General features: G+C 73.2%; 8 protein-coding genes. 7 read left to right on the top strand and 1 reads right to left on the bottom strand.

The window, feature by feature from the left end; genetic code table 11:
* Position 1 precedes the first annotated feature (1 nt).
* The 6 genes from ACFC51_RS19545 (at position 2) to ACFC51_RS19520 (ending at position 13,391) form a co-directional block, all read left to right on the top strand.
* Complete coding sequence (locus ACFC51_RS19545) at positions 2–3,982, top strand: DUF5682 family protein (RefSeq protein WP_376529842.1); 3,981 nt, start codon at positions 2–4, stop codon at positions 3,980–3,982.
* Positions 3,979–5,838: a hypothetical protein gene (locus tag ACFC51_RS19540; RefSeq protein ID WP_376529840.1), complete on the top strand. Its 1,860-nt coding sequence runs from the start codon at positions 3,979–3,981 to the stop codon at positions 5,836–5,838. Before ACFC51_RS19545 ends, ACFC51_RS19540 begins: the two co-directional genes overlap by 4 nt.
* 593 nt (positions 5,839–6,431) lie before the next feature.
* The gene (locus ACFC51_RS19535; protein WP_376529838.1) at positions 6,432–7,382 is read left to right on the top strand and encodes a hypothetical protein; all 951 of its coding nucleotides are present in this window, start codon (positions 6,432–6,434) and stop codon (positions 7,380–7,382) included.
* A 151-nt stretch (positions 7,383–7,533) separates the two neighbouring features.
* Complete coding sequence (locus ACFC51_RS19530) at positions 7,534–8,502, top strand: sugar phosphate isomerase/epimerase family protein (RefSeq protein ID WP_376369001.1); 969 nt, start codon at positions 7,534–7,536, stop codon at positions 8,500–8,502.
* Positions 8,503–8,600: 98 nt separating this feature from the next.
* Positions 8,601–11,894, top strand: coding sequence for a PQQ-dependent sugar dehydrogenase (locus ACFC51_RS19525; protein WP_376529836.1), 3,294 nt, complete (start codon positions 8,601–8,603; stop codon positions 11,892–11,894).
* A gap of 324 nt (positions 11,895–12,218) precedes the next feature.
* Positions 12,219–13,391, top strand: a complete 1,173-nt coding sequence (locus ACFC51_RS19520) for an ROK family protein (RefSeq protein ID WP_376529834.1) — start codon at positions 12,219–12,221, stop codon at positions 13,389–13,391.
* A gap of 30 nt (positions 13,392–13,421) precedes the next feature.
* On the opposite strand, the gene ACFC51_RS19515 is transcribed toward ACFC51_RS19520, so the two are convergent.
* Positions 13,422–14,495 (bottom strand): glycerophosphodiester phosphodiesterase family protein, encoded by a 1,074-nt coding sequence (locus tag ACFC51_RS19515; RefSeq protein ID WP_376529832.1) that lies wholly within the window; start codon positions 14,493–14,495, stop codon positions 13,422–13,424.
* A gap of 189 nt (positions 14,496–14,684) precedes the next feature.
* Here ACFC51_RS19515 and thpR point away from each other — a divergent pair, with 189 nt between their 5' ends.
* Positions 14,685–15,281 (top strand): RNA 2',3'-cyclic phosphodiesterase, encoded by a 597-nt coding sequence (thpR, locus tag ACFC51_RS19510; protein ID WP_376368997.1) that lies wholly within the window; start codon positions 14,685–14,687, stop codon positions 15,279–15,281.
* The last annotated feature ends 12 nt before the right edge of the window (positions 15,282–15,293 follow it).

The following is a 15,293-nucleotide window of genomic DNA, read 5'->3' as shown; positions in this document are numbered from 1 at the left end:
GATGAGCGAGTCGACCACCTCCCGGTACACGCGGGACACGACCGTCGTACCGCCCACGGCCGACGCGTTGCGCCCTGCTGAGGTGTCGCGCCGGACCGAGTCATCGCCCGCCGGTGCATCGCAGGCCCCGGCCGACGGCCCTGCCGCCGGCCGGGGCGGGCCCGTCACCCCGGAGGACGCGGTGGCGGCCCTCGCGGAGGCCGGGCCCGGGCTACCGTTCCTGATCGGGGTGCGCCACCACGCGCCCTCGCTCGCGGCAGCTCTCCCGGCGCTCCTGGACGAGGCGGCCCCCGAAGTTCTCCTCGTCGAACTGCCCGCCGAGTTCCAGCCCTGGCTGGGCTGGCTCGCCCACGAGGAGACCGAGGCTCCGGTGGCACTGGCCGCCGTGCCCGCCGACGGAGCGGCTGCGGCAGCCGAAGGAGGGCCCGCGTTCTATCCGTTCGCGGACTTCTCGCCCGAACTGGTCGCCCTGCGCTGGGCTGCACGCAACGGGGTCCCGGCCGTGGCCTGCGATCTGCCGCTGGCCGACCGGGCCTGGGCACGGGGCGGGCCGGACACACCCTCACCCGCCCCGTCCGAGGGCTCCGGCTCCGCACCCGTACCGGGAGAGGGGCACGGCCTGTCCGCCGCGCTCGTGTCCCGGCTCACCGGCCGCGAGGGCGACGACCTGTGGGACCGGCTGGTGGAGGCTCCCGCCCCCGGCTCCACACCCGAGGCACTGAGGCGCGCGTCGCTCCTCACCGGCTGGGCACTGCGGTACGAGGCCGAGGCACGGGGCGGCGTGGACGACACGGACCTGGTGCGTGAGGCCTGGATGCGTGGACATGTCGCCGAGGCGCTGGCGAGCGGGCGACGGACCGCCGTGGTGGTGGGTGCCTTCCACACCCCTGCGCTGCTGCCGTACGCCCCCGGCAACACCTACGCACCTTCGCCGCCCGGGGCGGTCACGTCCACCGCCCCGGGCGAGGGGGGCGCGGACGACCGGGCGAGCGGTGCGGCTCCGACGGCGGCGTGCACGGTCTCCCTGATCCCGTACACGTATCCGCTCCTCGACTCCCGGTCCGGATACCCGGCCGGAATCCGGGACCCGGAGTGGCAGCACACCGTCCTGGAGGCCGCCGGCTCCCCGGCCGCGCTGCACGAGGCGCTGATCCGCACCGCGGTCCGGGTCTGTGCAGCTCTGCGCGAACAGGGTCACCCCTACGGCCCGGCGGACGGGCGGGAGGTGGTGCGGGTCGCGGGGGACCTGGCGCGTCTGCGCGACCTGCCCGCCCCGGGCCGGGGGGAACTCCTGGAAGCCGTGCAGACGGTGCTCGGGCGTGGCGAGACCTACGGCACGGGCCGCGCCGTCGCCCAGGCCCTCGAACGCGTACTCGTCGGCGCCCGGACCGGGCGGCCCGCGCCCGGTGCTCCGCGCAGCGGCCTGGGCCCCGCCGTGGAGGCCGACACCGTGGCTCTCTCGCTCCCCGGCCCGGGGGACGCGCACGAGAGGACGCCGCGCGATCTCCGGCTGGATCCCGCCCGCTCCGCCCTCGACGCACGGCGTGAACTGCTGCTGCGCAGGCTGACGGTGTGCGGCATCCCGTACGCGCGGGAACAGGAGGTGACGGGTGCGGCGGGCTCGGAGGGACTGACGACCCGCTGGCAGGTGCGGTGGACGCCGGCGACGGCCGCGATGCTCACCGCGGCCGGGGCGCGCGGCGTCACACCGGCCCAGGCAGCGGAAGGGGTGCTGCGGCAGCGGCACGCGGCAGAACGTGCGGAAGGCGGGCCCACGGCCGCCCAGGTCGTGCGAGGTCTCATGGAGGCCGCCGAGTGCGGACTCCCCGTCCTGGCCGACGAACGCCTCGCGGAACTGGCGGCCGTGCTCCCCGCCGGCGGTACGCTCCCCGAGATCCTGACCGGGCTCGGCCTCCTGGAACGCATCGACGCGGGGCACCTGCCGGGCCTGAGAACCCACGGCTCCGCCCCTGACGCCCTCGACGACCTGTCGGCCGCCGAGGCCACCGAGGCCACTGAGGCCACTGAGGCCACCAAGGCCGCCGAGGGACTGCATCCCACCGCCGCAGAAGCGTCCGCCCGTGCCGTACGCATCGCAGACACGGCGGAGCTCCTGACGTCGGCCGCGGTCCGTCAGGTCGACGGACTGACCGGATCCGATGCCCCCGAGGACGCCCGCGCCCTGCTCGAACTGGCCCAGCGCGCAGACCGGGTGGGCGGGATCCGGCTCACCGACGCCCTCGTCCGGCTGGCCGCCGACGGCACCCCCCTGATCTCCGCTGCCGCCGGAGCCGTCCGGGTGCTCACCGGCCAGGAGGAGGCCGAGGTCTTCGGTGTGCGCGTCGCCTCCTGGGTGGACGGCGCCGTGGACGCCGCATCACGGGCCGCGCTCACCGCCCGTCTCACCGGCGTGCTGACGGCGGCGGGCCCGCTCCTGACCGTCGGGGTCGGCGCCCTGGACCCGTTGCTGCACCGTGTCGTCGAGTTGGACGACTCCGGCTTCCTGGCCCGGCTGCCCGCCCTGCGGGGCGGCTTCGATGCCCTCAGCCCGGCCGCCCGGGAGCGGCTGCTGGACACGGTCGAGGAGAGGCTGGGCGAACGGGTGGACGGCCTCGACGCGGACGACCCGGCCGAGCTGGCGGCCCGGACGGCCGCCGACCTCGCGGCCCGCGAACTCCTGGCCGGCCTCGGCCTGCCCGTCCCTCCTCCCACCCACGACGACCGGTTCCCGCCACAGCCGGACCACCTCGTCCCGCCACCGCCCGCGGCTGATGCGGCCGCCACCGCAGCACCGCCGGCCGCGGCATCCCTCACCGGGGCGGGCGTCCCCGCCGTCCCCGTACCGGCACCCGGCTCCCCCGCTCCGACCGGCCCGGAGCGCACCCTTGCGCCCGTCGACCGGTGGCGGCTCGTACTGGGGCGCCGTCCCGACCGGATGCCGTCCGGTGCCGCCCGTCTGGCGACCGCTCTCGACGAGCTGTACGGGGCGGGGCGCGGTGAGGGATCGCGCGGCGGCACGCCCGGCCGGGGCGGTGGCCGCGAGGCGTCCTTCCCGGGCGTCCGCGAGTGGTCAGAGGAACTGGCCGCGCTGTTCGGGCCCGGCGTGCGCGAGGAGGTCCTCGCCGCCGCGGCCGCGACCGGCCGGCAGGACGTCCTCGCCGAGATCGACCCGGCCGCCGCAACCCCCTCCGTGGAACTGCTCCGTACGGTCCTGCGGTACGCCGGCGGCCTCCCCGAGGCGCGGCTGGCGGCGCTCCGGCCGCTGGTCCGCCGCCTGGTCGACGAGCTGACCCGTCAACTGGCCACCCGGCTGCGGCCCGCCCTCACCGGCACGATGCTGGCCCGGCCCACCCGTCGCCCCGGCGGCCGGCTCGACCTGCCGCGCACGCTGCGCGCCAACCTGGCCACCGCCCGCCGGACGGACGGCGGGACGGTCCAGGTGATCCCGGAGAGTCCGGTGTTCCGCAGCCGCGCCCGCCGGTCGGCCGACTGGCGCCTGATCCTGGTCACCGACGTCTCCGGATCCATGGAGGCGTCCACGATCTGGTCCGCGCTGACCGCCTCCGTGCTGGCCGGGGTACCGACCCTGAGCACCCACTTCCTCGCCTTCTCCACGGAGGTCGTCGACCTCACCGGCCATGTGCACGATCCCCTCTCCCTCCTGCTGGAGGTGAGTGTGGGCGGTGGCACGCACATCGCCGCCGGGCTGCGGCACGCGCGCAGCCTGATCACGGTGCCCACCCGTACCCTCGTCGTCGTCATCAGCGACTTCGAGGAGGGCGCCCCGCTCGGCGGACTGCTCGCGGAGGTGCGGGCCCTGGTGGCCACCGGCAGCCACGTCCTCGGGTGCGCGAGCCTCGACGACGCGGGCCGGCCCCGCTACTCGACGGGCGTCGCCGGCCAGCTCGTGGCCGCCGGTATGCCGGTGGCCGCGCTGAGCCCACTCGAACTGGCCCGCTGGATAGGGGAGAAGACGACATGACCGCCACCCAGTTGCCGCCTGTCGCGCCGGAGGTCACGGCCACCCTGGTGGAAGACCTCTCGCCCCGGCTGCGCAAGCGGCTGGACGCGGCGGTCACCAAGCTCGGTGCCCGCCCGGCACACCGCGACGGGGACACCGTGACGGTCGCGGTCGACGACGAGACCGATCTGCGGCTGCACGCCCCCGGTGGTGTGGTGACGACGGCGGACGACATCACCTGTGGTTGCCTCCTCTCCCCGGCATGCGTGCACCGGGCAGCGGCAGCCTGCGCCGCCCCCGCAGCGGACCCGCCCGCCGAACCCGCCGGGGAACCGGCCCCGCCGGTGACCGGATCCGCGCCGCACCCCGACAGCGCACCGCTCCCGGGCACCGCCGGCACCGGCACCACACCGCACCCGGACCCGGACCCCACCGCACCCGAGGTCGCGAGCCCCGCCCAGCGCGCCGCGGCCGACGCCCTGCGGTCGGCGGCTGCCGCCGTGCTGGAGGCCGGCGTCGACGGTGCCGGTGCCGTCGCCCAAGCATCACTCCTCCGCGCCGCGCACAGCGCCCGGCTCCAGCACCTGCCGCGCGCCGCGGGCGCCGCCCTGTCCGTCGTCACGCTGCTGCGCGCGGCCCGCGGCGGAGACCCGTCCTACCGCACCGCCGACCTCGTCACAGCTCTGGCCGAACTCCTGGGAACCGCGCACCGGGTGGGCACCGCCTCCGGGGAGGAGCTGGATGCCGTCAAGGGGCGGGCACGCCGCCCCTACAGCCCGGACGGCTCGCTGCGCCTGTACGGGCTCTTCACGGAACCCGTGGTCACCGCCTCGGGTCACGGCGGCGCCCGTACCTGGGTCGCCGGCCCGGACGGGCGGCTCTGCACGGTCGGCGACGTGGCGCCGGGGGGCGTCGGGCGTGCCCTGGGGGTGGCCGACCGGGCCGTGCGCCTCGGGGAGAGTGCGCTCACCCACCGGGAGCTGGGCCGGGCCGGCCTGGCGGTCTCGGGTGCGACGGTCTCGCCGGACGGAAGGCTCGGCGCGGGGAAGGGCGTCAAGGCGGTCACGGCCCGGGGCGCGGACTGGACGGAGCCACCGCTCGCCGCCCTGTGGGAGACGCCGCCGTTCCAGCAGGCCACCCGGGCCCTGCGGTCCACCTCGCGGTACGCGGATCCTGGGAGCGGCGGCAGCGACCTGCTCTTCCTGGACGTCGAGGTGCGCGGTGCCGTACGGGAGGCGGGCGGCACCTGTCTGCTCGCGTGGTGCGACGGCGGCGTCGCCGTCCGGCTCACGGTCGCCGACGACGATCCGGCGCTGGCCCACCGGGACAACCTGATGCTGCTGGCCACGGCTCCGGGGACACGTCTGCGGATCATCGGACGTCTGGTGCCGGCGCTCCACCCCAGGCTCACCCTCCTCGCCTGCTCGCACCCCACCGGTGAGGGGAGGATCGACCTGGGCTTCGACCGTCTGCGCCGCGCGGACCTGCCCGTCCCGGACGCCCGCCTGGAACCCGTCCCGGACGAGCCCGTCGACTCCGGCGGGCGCTCACCGCTGCATCTCCTGGAGCGCCGGGTCGAGCAGACGGTGACGGCCGGGCGGGCGGCCCTCGGTCTGCTCGGAGACGTGTCCGCAGAGACCCGCCGTCTCCGCCGGTCGGGCCTTCCCACGGCCGCCGGTCTTCTCGCCGCCCTGCGTGCTTCTGCGGCCCGACGCGGACGCGACCCGTTCGGCCGGCTCCTCCCCGCCGACACCGACGGCTTCGCCGCCCACTGGCTCTCCGCCGCCCGCTACACATCAGCCGTCTCCGAGTCGCTGTGCGCGGCCGCCTGGGAACCGACGCCGAGGGGGTACGACCGGGCCACGGCAGAAGGGTGACCGGCACCCCGACCACCCTTCACCGCCCGCCGCAGCAGCCGTCGGGGGCCACGAGAGCGCACCTTCTCGTGGCCCCCACCTCGTCATTCGCGCCGGGTCGGGGCGGCGGACGCAGGGAGGTGGTCAGGGCGCAGCGCGTATCGGACATCGGTCTGCCCCCCCGCGGACCGCGGTGCCGCCGGCCCAGCCTCCGGGGACGCAAGTGCCGCTTTGCGCAACCGAGTTCCGGAGTGAGCCGAGCACTGGACGGCTTCCAGGCAGGCACTGCACATCTTTTGTTGAATCATCAGAAAGTTCCGTGGATTCGTACCGAACCTCTGGACAGTCCTGACGCGGCGTCCTAACGTCTCGGCGCATCGAGACCAGTGTTTCGTCGCAGTGACACCGCAACCGATCGGCGTTCACCCGGACGCCCTTCTCCCCACGAGTCTTTCCACGTCTCTCCCCCCATGGCCGGGCCCCCGCCCGTTCCGAGGCGCGGCGCGATCGCTGTCACAGCGGTCGTCGCCCACGCACCGTGCAGCACCCCCGTCGGAGGACGGGCGACCGGCCGGGTCACCGACCCCGCCGTACCGCAGCGGAAGGGAAGCGACATGAAGATCCGTACGTTCATCGCCACGGCGTCCCTGGTGGCATCCGGGAGCCTGGTGGCATTCTCCGGCTCGGCCCAGGCCGCTCTGTACACCACCTGCGTCGGTGACGGCGGGGCCGTCACCGTCAGCAACGACCTCGTCGTTCCCGCCGGGAAGTCCTGCACCCTCACCGGCACGAAGGTCAAGGGCACGGTGACCGTCGAGGCCGGGGCCGATCTCGTCGCCGCGGGCGCCACCTTCCACGGCGCGGTGAAGGTCGAGGAGAACGGCTATCTCGACCTCACCGGCAGCACCGTCAAGGGTGCCCTGACCACCCGGTCCGCCTTCGGTACGCACCTGGAGGAGAGCACCGTCAAGACCGTCGACGCCGCGGAGGGATTCGTCTACGCGGTCGACTCGACGCTCGGCGGGAACGTCAGAACCGAGGGAGGCGAACTGTACGTCTCCGGCAGCACGCTGAGCGGCTCGCTGACCGGTGAGGGCAACCAGTACAGCGACGTGTACGACAGCACGGTCAAGGGCGCGCTCACCGTCAGCGGGAACACACTCGGCGGCGTGTTCTGCGCGGGCGAGGTGTACGGCGCCGCCACGTACGCGGGCAATGCGGACAACCTCCAGATCGGCGGCGAGGGGCTGCTCGGATCCTGCACGGGCGCCTCGTACTTCGGCGGTGACGTGTCGTTCACGGGCAACACCGCGAAGGCCGTGCTCGACAACGCGATCGTGCGCGGCGGCCTCACCGCGACGGAGAACGACCCCGTGCTGGTGGTGGGCGGGTCGGCGCGGATCCGTGGCGCCGTGACCGGAGAGACCTCCGCCGCCGGGGCGTCGCCGGCCCGCTCCGCCGAGAGGGCCGCGCCGCAGGACCGCGGTGCCGGCCTCGCGGAGAAGGCCGCCGAGCGCGCGGCCGCCGCGCGCGCCGACGCCCACGAGGCGGGCACATCCCTCTGACCCGGCCAGGCCCGGCGGCGGGTCACGGCCCGCGGGCCGCCGCAGTACCCCGCACGTCGCCGTGCTCCTCCGCTGCCGGTGCCGGCCACCGCCCGGCAGCCCCGCCGCACATCCCGGTCCCTGCCCTTCTCCTCATTCCCCAGGAGTGACCGTGAGTCATGTTCGCAAGTCCTTCGACCGCAGGGACTTCCTGCGCGCCACCGCCGGCACCACCGTGGCCCTCGCCGCTGCCGCCGTCACCGGAGCGGGCGCGACCCCCGCCGCCGCGGCGACGGGCAGTCTGGCCATCCCCAAGGACCGCATCGGCATCCAGCTCTACAGCATCCGCGACAAGGTGAGCTCCCTCGGCTTCGCCGTCGTCCTCGCCGAGCTGGCACGGATCGGCTACAAGGAGATCGAGTTCGCCGGGTACACCCAGTCCACGTCCATCCTGGGCCGTCAGATCACCCTCCCGGAGATCCGGACGCTCCTCGACGACCACGGACTGCGCGCGATCGGCAGCCATGTGGGGATCGGCAACCTGCGCGGCAACCTCCAGGCAGAGCTGGATGCCGCGCAGATCCTCGGCATGCCGCACGTGGGGACCGCCAACGCGCCGTCGAACCTCAACACCGTCGCCGGCTACCGCGCCGCCGCCGACGAGTTCAACGCCTGGGGTGCGGCGGCCACCGCACGCGGTCTCAAGCTCTACCAGCACAACCACGCGGGCGAGTTCGCCTTCGCCACCGACCAGCCGTCGGTACGGCTGTACGACGTCTTCCTCAAGAACACCGACCCGCGCCACGTCTATCTGGAGCTGGACATCTACTGGGCCTACGTGGGCCAGTACCGCTGGCCCGGATTCGACCCGGCGGCGTACGTGCGGAACCAGCCCTACCGCTACCCGCTGTTCCACATGAAGGACGGCGACGCGAACGCGGCCAACGCCAACGGCTTCGACATCGTCGAGTTCGGCGCCGGTGACCTCCCGTACGAGCGGTTCGTCCGCGACATCGGGCCCCGCGCCTCGCACATCGGCATCTGGGAGCAGGACACCGCACCCAACACCCTGCCGAATCCGCCCGGTTCGCTCGCCGCGGCGGAGCGCAGCTTCACGGCGCTCAAGGGGCTCCTCGGCTGAGGGAGCCTCACCCGCAGAAGCACGCGGGGCGCCTTCGCATCGCGAAGGCGCCTCCCCTCTCCGCTCCTTACCGCCAGCGACCGAGGAGACGCATCACCGTGCAACGCACCTTGAGACGCCTGATCACCGGTGCCCTGCTCATGGCCCTGCCCGCCCTGGGCAGCGTGGCCGTGGCGCCCGCCGCCCGGGCGCACCCGGGCCACGAACACGCACTGGACTGGTCGAACTACGAGAAGGCCACCCTCACCAAGGACACCGGCGAGCCGATCGACCTCGCCGTACTGCCCGACAGCCGTGTCCTGCACACCGCCCGCAACGGCGATGTGCGGCTCACCGACCCCGGCAGCGGTGTGACGAAGGTCGTCAACCACGTCGACGTGTACCAGAACTCCGAGATGGGGCTCCAGACGGTCACACTCGACCCCGACTTCGCCTCCAACAAGTGGGTCTACCTCTACTACTCGCCGCCGCTGAAGACCCCGGCCGGCTCCGCGCCGCAGCAGCTGCCGGCCGGTCAGACGGACGCGTACTGGAAGCAGTGGGAGGGGTACGACACCCTGACCCGCTTCAAGTGGACCGGCGACAAGCTCGACCTCTCCACCGCACAGGAGATCATCCGGGTCGACACCAACCGCGGCCAGTGCTGCCACGTCGCGGGTGACGTCGATTTCGACGGGGACGGCAACCTCTACCTGGCCACCGGCGGGAACACCCCGGCGTCGGGCCCGAACGTCAACGGATACACGCCGATCAACGACGCCGCGGGCTACAACCCGGGGCTCGACGAGCGCAGGGGCGCGGGCAACACGAACGACCTGCGCGGCAAGATCCTGCGGATCGCCGTCCGGGAGGACGGCAGTTACACCGTTCCGGAGGGGAACCTCTTCGCGCCGGGCACGGCGAAGACCCGGCCCGAGATCTTCGTGATGGGCCTGCGCAATCCGTTCCGCCTCGCGGTGGACCCGCGGACGAACGCCGTGATGTGGGGCGACTACGGTCCCGACGCCGGTACGGCAGACCCGAACCGCGGGCCGATGGGCTACGTCGAGTGGCAGAGCACGACCAAACCGTTGAACAGCGGCTGGCCGTACTGCACGGGTGACAACAGCAAGCCGTACCGGGACTTCGACTTCGCCACCCTCACCCCCGGCCCCGCCTTCGACTGCGCGGCGCCGGTGAACGACTCCCGCTGGAACACCGGTCTGAGCGAGCTGCCCGCTGCCGCGCCGGCCACCCTCTGGTACGGCGACAAGGACACCGACCAGCCCTGGCCCGAGCTGACCGCCTTCCGGGGCCCCGGCGGTCCGGGTGGCCAGGCACCGATGGGTGGTCCGGTCTACCACTACGACGCGGACAACGCGTCGCCGGGGAAGTTCCCGGAGTACTGGGACGGCAAGGCGTTCTTCGCGGAGTTCTCCCAGGACTACGTCGCCGCTCTCACGCTCGACGGGCCGGACGGCCCCATCAGCAAACTGGAGAACGTGCTGCCCAACAGCGAGCGCTCGCAGAACGGCATACCGCCGTGGGACAACCCGATGGACCTGGAGTTCGGTCCGGACGGTGCGCTCTACGTCCTCGACTACGGCGACGGCTTCTTCCGCCAGAACCCTGACGCGGGTCTCTACCGGATCGACTACGCCGAGGGCAACAAGGCGCCCACCGCGGTCATCGAGGCCGACAGGACGTCCGGCCAGGCACCCCTCGAGGTCTCCTTCAGCGCCACCGGGTCCAGCGACCCGGAGAACGGCGCGCTCACGTACCAGTGGGATCTCGACGGTGACGGCACCTTCGACGCCGACGGACCCTCGGTCACGCGTACGTATCCGGAGAACGGGCAGTTCCAGGCGAGGCTCAAGGTCACCGACCCCCAGGGCAAGACCGGGCTGTCGAGCCGTCAGATCACCGTGGGCAACACCGCGCCGACCGTGCGGATCACCTCCCCGCCCGACGGCGGATTCTTCAACTGGGGTGACGCGGTGCCCTACGGCACCGCCGTCGAGGACCCGGAGGACGGATCCACGCCGGACTGTGCCAAGGTCGCCTGGACCTTCGGTCTCGGACACAACCAGCACGGGCACCCCGTCAACAGCGGCACCGGCTGCTCGGGGGCCGTCGTGACCCCGCCCGACGCGGGGCACGGTGACACGGAGAACGTCTTCGGTGTCCTCGGGATCACCTACACCGACAAGGGCGCGGGCGGCGTCCCTCCCGCGACCGGTGACGCCCAGGTGGTGCTCAACCCCGCGCTCATGCAGGGCGAGCACCACGACTCCTCGGAGGGTGTCACGATCACGGACGACACCACGGCGTCCGGACAGCGCAAACTGACCTCCTTCGACGCGGGTGACTGGGTCGCGTACGACCCGGTGTCGTTCTCCGGGATCAGCGGGGTCAAGACCCGGGCAAGGGGCGCCGGAACCCTGTCGCTGCGGTGGGAGTCCGCCGGCGCCGAGCCGTTCGCGACGGTGCAGGTCCCGGCGGGAGAGGACTGGCAGACGGTCGCCACCGCTCTGCCGGACGCCCCGTCGGGGACGGGCGAGCTCTTCGTCACCAGCTCAGGTGGAGTCGAGCTGGACTCGCTGACCTTCCAGGGCGCGGGTGTCGCGGACAAGACCGCCCCCAAGGCCACCGCCACCCTCAATCCGCCCCGGCCAGACGGTGACGACGGCTGGTACACCGGAAACGTGACCCTCACGGTCACGGCGACCGACAACGGCACCGTGGCCACCCGTCAGTACTCGGTCGACAACGGGACCACCTGGAAGCCGGCCGACGCGGCGGTCACCCTCTCCGCGGAGGGAGCCACCACCGTCCGCTACCGCGCCACCGACAACGGCGGCAACGTCTCGGAGACGGGCTCGCTCACCGTACGGATCGACCGCACCGGACCCACGGTGGCGGTGACCGGGATCGGGGGCGTCCACGGGGACTCCGAACGCCCGGCGCCCGTCTTCTCGGCGGCGGACGCGGTCTCCGGCGGGGCCTCCGCGACGGCCACGCTGGACGGCGGGGGCGTCACCTCCGGCCAGGCGCTCGAGCTCTGGCGGCTTCCGCTGGGGAACCACGACCTCACGGTCCGGGCCCGGGACAGGGCGGGCAACACCACCACGAAGACGGTGGCCTTCACCACCCGTACCTCCTACGCGGACATCCGCGCGCTCATCAGCCGGTTGAGCTCCGACGGCCTGGTCACCACGCAGGGCGAGCAGCGGCTGACGGTACGGCTCGGCCAGGCCGAGGCGCACGCCGATGCGGGCCGTGCCGGCCAGGCCGCGGCCGTGCTGGAGTCGTTCGCCACCTACGCGGCCGACGCATCCCTGGTGCCGGACGGCGCGGCAGGCGCCGCGCTGGGACGGGATGCCCGGGCGTTGAAGGGAGGGACCGCCCGCTGACGCGGGGAGGACAGGGTTGCCCCGCTCTCACCGGCGGGGCATTCCTGTGCCCGTCCGGGCGCGGGGTTTCCGGATCCGGCGCCCGGCGGGCACGGGGTCCGATCCGGCCGCACCCGTCCCGCCTGCCTGCGTTCCCTCAACAGGGCGACACCTTTCGGCGCTCTGTGAAAAAGTTGCCGCAAGCCGCCCGTGTACAGCGGATCCGCCGTCGGCAGGTGGGGCCCGGACCGCACGGCACGCGGCCCCGTACCGCTCCCCCGTCCGCGCGTCCCGCCTCGCGGACCGTTGCCGAACGCGTGCGGGGCGCCCAGAGGAAGTGAGCCCATGAACCTCCAGTACCGCGTGCTGAGTCTGCTGCGTGAGAACGGCCCGATGTCCCGCGCCCAGCTCGCGGACCGGCTGGACGTCCCGCGCCCGCGGCTGCTCGGTGAGCTCGACCGTCTGGTCGCCGCTCGGCGGGTCGGTGAGGCGGGCCCCGCGGCGTCGCGCGGCGGGCGGCGCTCGACCCTCGTCCGGCTCGACCCGGGCCTTCGGTTCGCCGCCGTCGACCTGGGGGCCAGCTCCGTCGACATCGAGATCACCGACGGCACGCTCACGCCGGTGGCCTCCTGCTCGGAGCCCGCCGACATCAGGTCGGGGCCGGTCGCCGTGCTCGGCCGCATCAGCGAGCTGCTCCGTGCGCTGGCCGCCGAGGGGAACTACACGCGGCTCGACGCGATCGGTATAGGTCTGCCCGGTCCGGTCAGCTTCCGGGAGGGTGTCCCCGTCTCGCCGCCGATCATGGTGGGGTGGAACCGCTTCCCGGTACGCGACACCCTCGCCCGTGCGCACGGATGCCCCGTCGTCGTCGACAACGACGTCAACGTGATGTCGATCGGGGAGCGACACAGCGGGGTCGCGAAGACCGTCGACCATCTGCTCTTCGTGAAGATCGGCAGCGGCATCGGCTCGGGCATGCAGCACCACGGCCGTATCTACCGGGGGGCGGAGGGGTGCGCCGGGGACATCGGGCACGTCCAGGTGGATGCCGAGGCGGACGGTCCCGTCTGCTCCTGCGGGAACACCGGCTGCCTCGAGGCCTACTTCGGCGGGGCGGCACTGGCCAGGGACGCCACGGAGGCCGCGAGGTCCGGCCGGTCCCCCGCTCTCGCCGAGAGGCTGGCCGCCCGCGGGGCGCTGACCGCGCTGGACGTCGCGGAGTGCGCGTCCGGCGGCGACACCACGAGCGTCACCCTCGTACGGGCCGGGGGGCACCGGGTCGGGCAGGTCCTCGCCACCCTCGTCAGCTTCATGAACCCGTCGATGATCGTGATCGGCGGAGGCCTGACCGGTCTCGGCTATCCACTGCTCGCCGAGATCCGCAGCGTCGTGTACAAGCGGTCGCTCCCCCTTGCCACCGGGAATCTTCCGATCGTCATGTCCGAGCTGGGGCCCCGGGCCGGAGTGGTGGGCGCGGCGTTCCTCGCCAGTGAGCTCGCGTTCGGCGAGGAGAGCTGAGGACAGCTGGGGGGACGTGCCCGTGGTCCGTCAGCGGCGCGGCAGCGGATACGGTGTGGGCAGGCGCATTCCGCGGGCAGCCATGATGTCCCGCACCCGGTCGGGGTAGTCGGTGATGATCCCGTCGATCCCCATGTCCATGAGTGCCTCGACGGTGGCGGGGTCGTCACAGGTCCAGGGGATGACCTTCAGCCCGCGCCGGTGTGCGTCGTGGACCATCTTCGTGTCGGGGTAGAACCGGAATCCGGGCTCCCCGACCGTTCCGTTCTGCGGGAATCCGTAGTTCGGGGAGAGTGCGGTCACACCGGGGATCGTTGCGGCGGCCCTGACGAAGTCACCGTCGTAGTCGTCGGCGTCGATCCCGCCGAGCCAGGGGGACGCTCCCTCCTTCCCCACCTGGAGGAAGTCGTAGTTCGTCAGCGCCACCAGCGGGTAGGACGGCGCGAGCCGGTGCATCTCCTTCAGTGCACCCCAGTCGAAGGACTGGACGGAGACCTGCTTCTCGATGCCGGAACGGTGGATCTCCTCGAAGACACGGCGTACGAACAGCTTCCGCGGCGCGGTCTGCTCGGGGGCTCCCGCCTCCACCTTCGTCTCGATGTTCAGCTTGACGCGCTTGGCCCCGTAGCTCTTCACCAGGTCGAGGACGTCCCTGAGTTCGACCATGCGGAAGCCCTTGACCTGCTCCTGCTCCGGATAGCCGGGAAGCTGCTGATAGCCGCAGTCCATGGTCCTGATCTGAGCGAGCGTCAGGTCCTTGATGTACCTGCCGACGTACGGGTACATCGGGTCGCCGGACGTCAGCGGACCGGTGTCCTGGCACTTCTGGGCGCTGACCTGCCGGTCGTGGTTCACGACCACTCGGCGGTCCCTGGTGATCTGGGTGTCCAGCTCCAAGGTGCTGACACCGAGGCGCAGCGCCTTGCCGAAGCCCTCGAGGGACTCCTCCGTGGTGAGTCCGAGGCCTCCGCGATGGGCCTGCAGGTCGAACACCGGCCGCGGGGCCGACCCGTGCTCGGCGGGAGCCCCGGCTGCCTGGGCCGTCGCCGGGAGAACGAGGGCGGGGAGCAGGGCCAGGGCGGCGGCTGTGTGCCTCAGGGACATGGGGGCCTCGTCTGTCGCACGGGAAGGACGCCGGCAAGCCAATCCTGCGGATCCGGCCCGCACGAGGACCGCGTGTGAGGAGTCGGTGAATGTCCGCGGAACGCCTCTGCGGGCCTGGGCGCCGGCTCCGGCCGCGGGAGTCCCGACCTGGGCGTTCGCCCCGTTCGCGCGGATGGTACGAAGTCGTGTGTGAACGAACAGAACCAGTCCGCGACCGTTCGCGTGTTCATCGCCCTCGCCCCGCCCGACGACGCGAAGGAGGAACTCGCCCGGGTGCTGCGCCCCGCCTATGACACGCACCCCCGGATGCGGTGGAACCGCATCGAGGACTGGCACATCACGCTGGCGTTCCTCGGGGAGCTTCCCGCCACGGCCGTTCCGCTCCTGCGTCCGCCTCTCGCCGGCCTCGCGGCGGCCCGCCGGCCGCTCCGCCTGGCGCTGGGCGGTGGTGGCACGTTCGACGACCGGGTGGTGTGGAGCGGGATCGACGGTGACCTCGACGGACTGCACACCCTCGCGGCCGATGTGCGCCGCGTGGTCAAGGGGTGTGGCGTCGCCTTCGCGGACCGGCCCCTGCGCCCCCACCTGACGCTGGCCCGCGCCCGGCGGGGCGACCGTTCCTCGGCCGCGGAGGTCGCTGCGGGGTTCGCCGACTTCAGTGGTGTGCGCTGGCCCGCGGAACGTCTGCACCTGGTCGGGAGCAATGCCGGCCGCAGCACCGGGCCGATCCACTACCGTGACATCGAGGCCTGGGCCCTCGGCGACGGCACCGGCACCGCCCCCTGAGGGTCCGCCCTG

The sequence above is a fragment of the Streptomyces sp. NPDC055962 genome, from assembly GCF_042270185.1.
In the GTDB taxonomy this organism is placed as follows: domain Bacteria; phylum Actinomycetota; class Actinomycetes; order Streptomycetales; family Streptomycetaceae; genus Streptomyces.
The sequence above is the reverse complement of the archived record's forward strand: the minus strand, read 5'-3'. Positions and strand labels throughout refer to the sequence as shown.

Coding starts and splice junctions, on each gene's coding strand:
- ACFC51_RS19515 (WP_376529832.1), bottom strand. CDS start 14,495: ATGTCCCTGAGGCACACAGCCGCCGCCCTGGCCCTGCTCCCCGCCCTC.
- ACFC51_RS19545 (WP_376529842.1), top strand. CDS start 2: ATGAGCGAGTCGACCACCTCCCGGTACACGCGGGACACGACCGTCGTA.
- ACFC51_RS19520 (WP_376529834.1), top strand. CDS start 12,219: ATGAACCTCCAGTACCGCGTGCTGAGTCTGCTGCGTGAGAACGGCCCG.
- ACFC51_RS19540 (WP_376529840.1), top strand. CDS start 3,979: ATGACCGCCACCCAGTTGCCGCCTGTCGCGCCGGAGGTCACGGCCACC.
- ACFC51_RS19535 (WP_376529838.1), top strand. CDS start 6,432: ATGAAGATCCGTACGTTCATCGCCACGGCGTCCCTGGTGGCATCCGGG.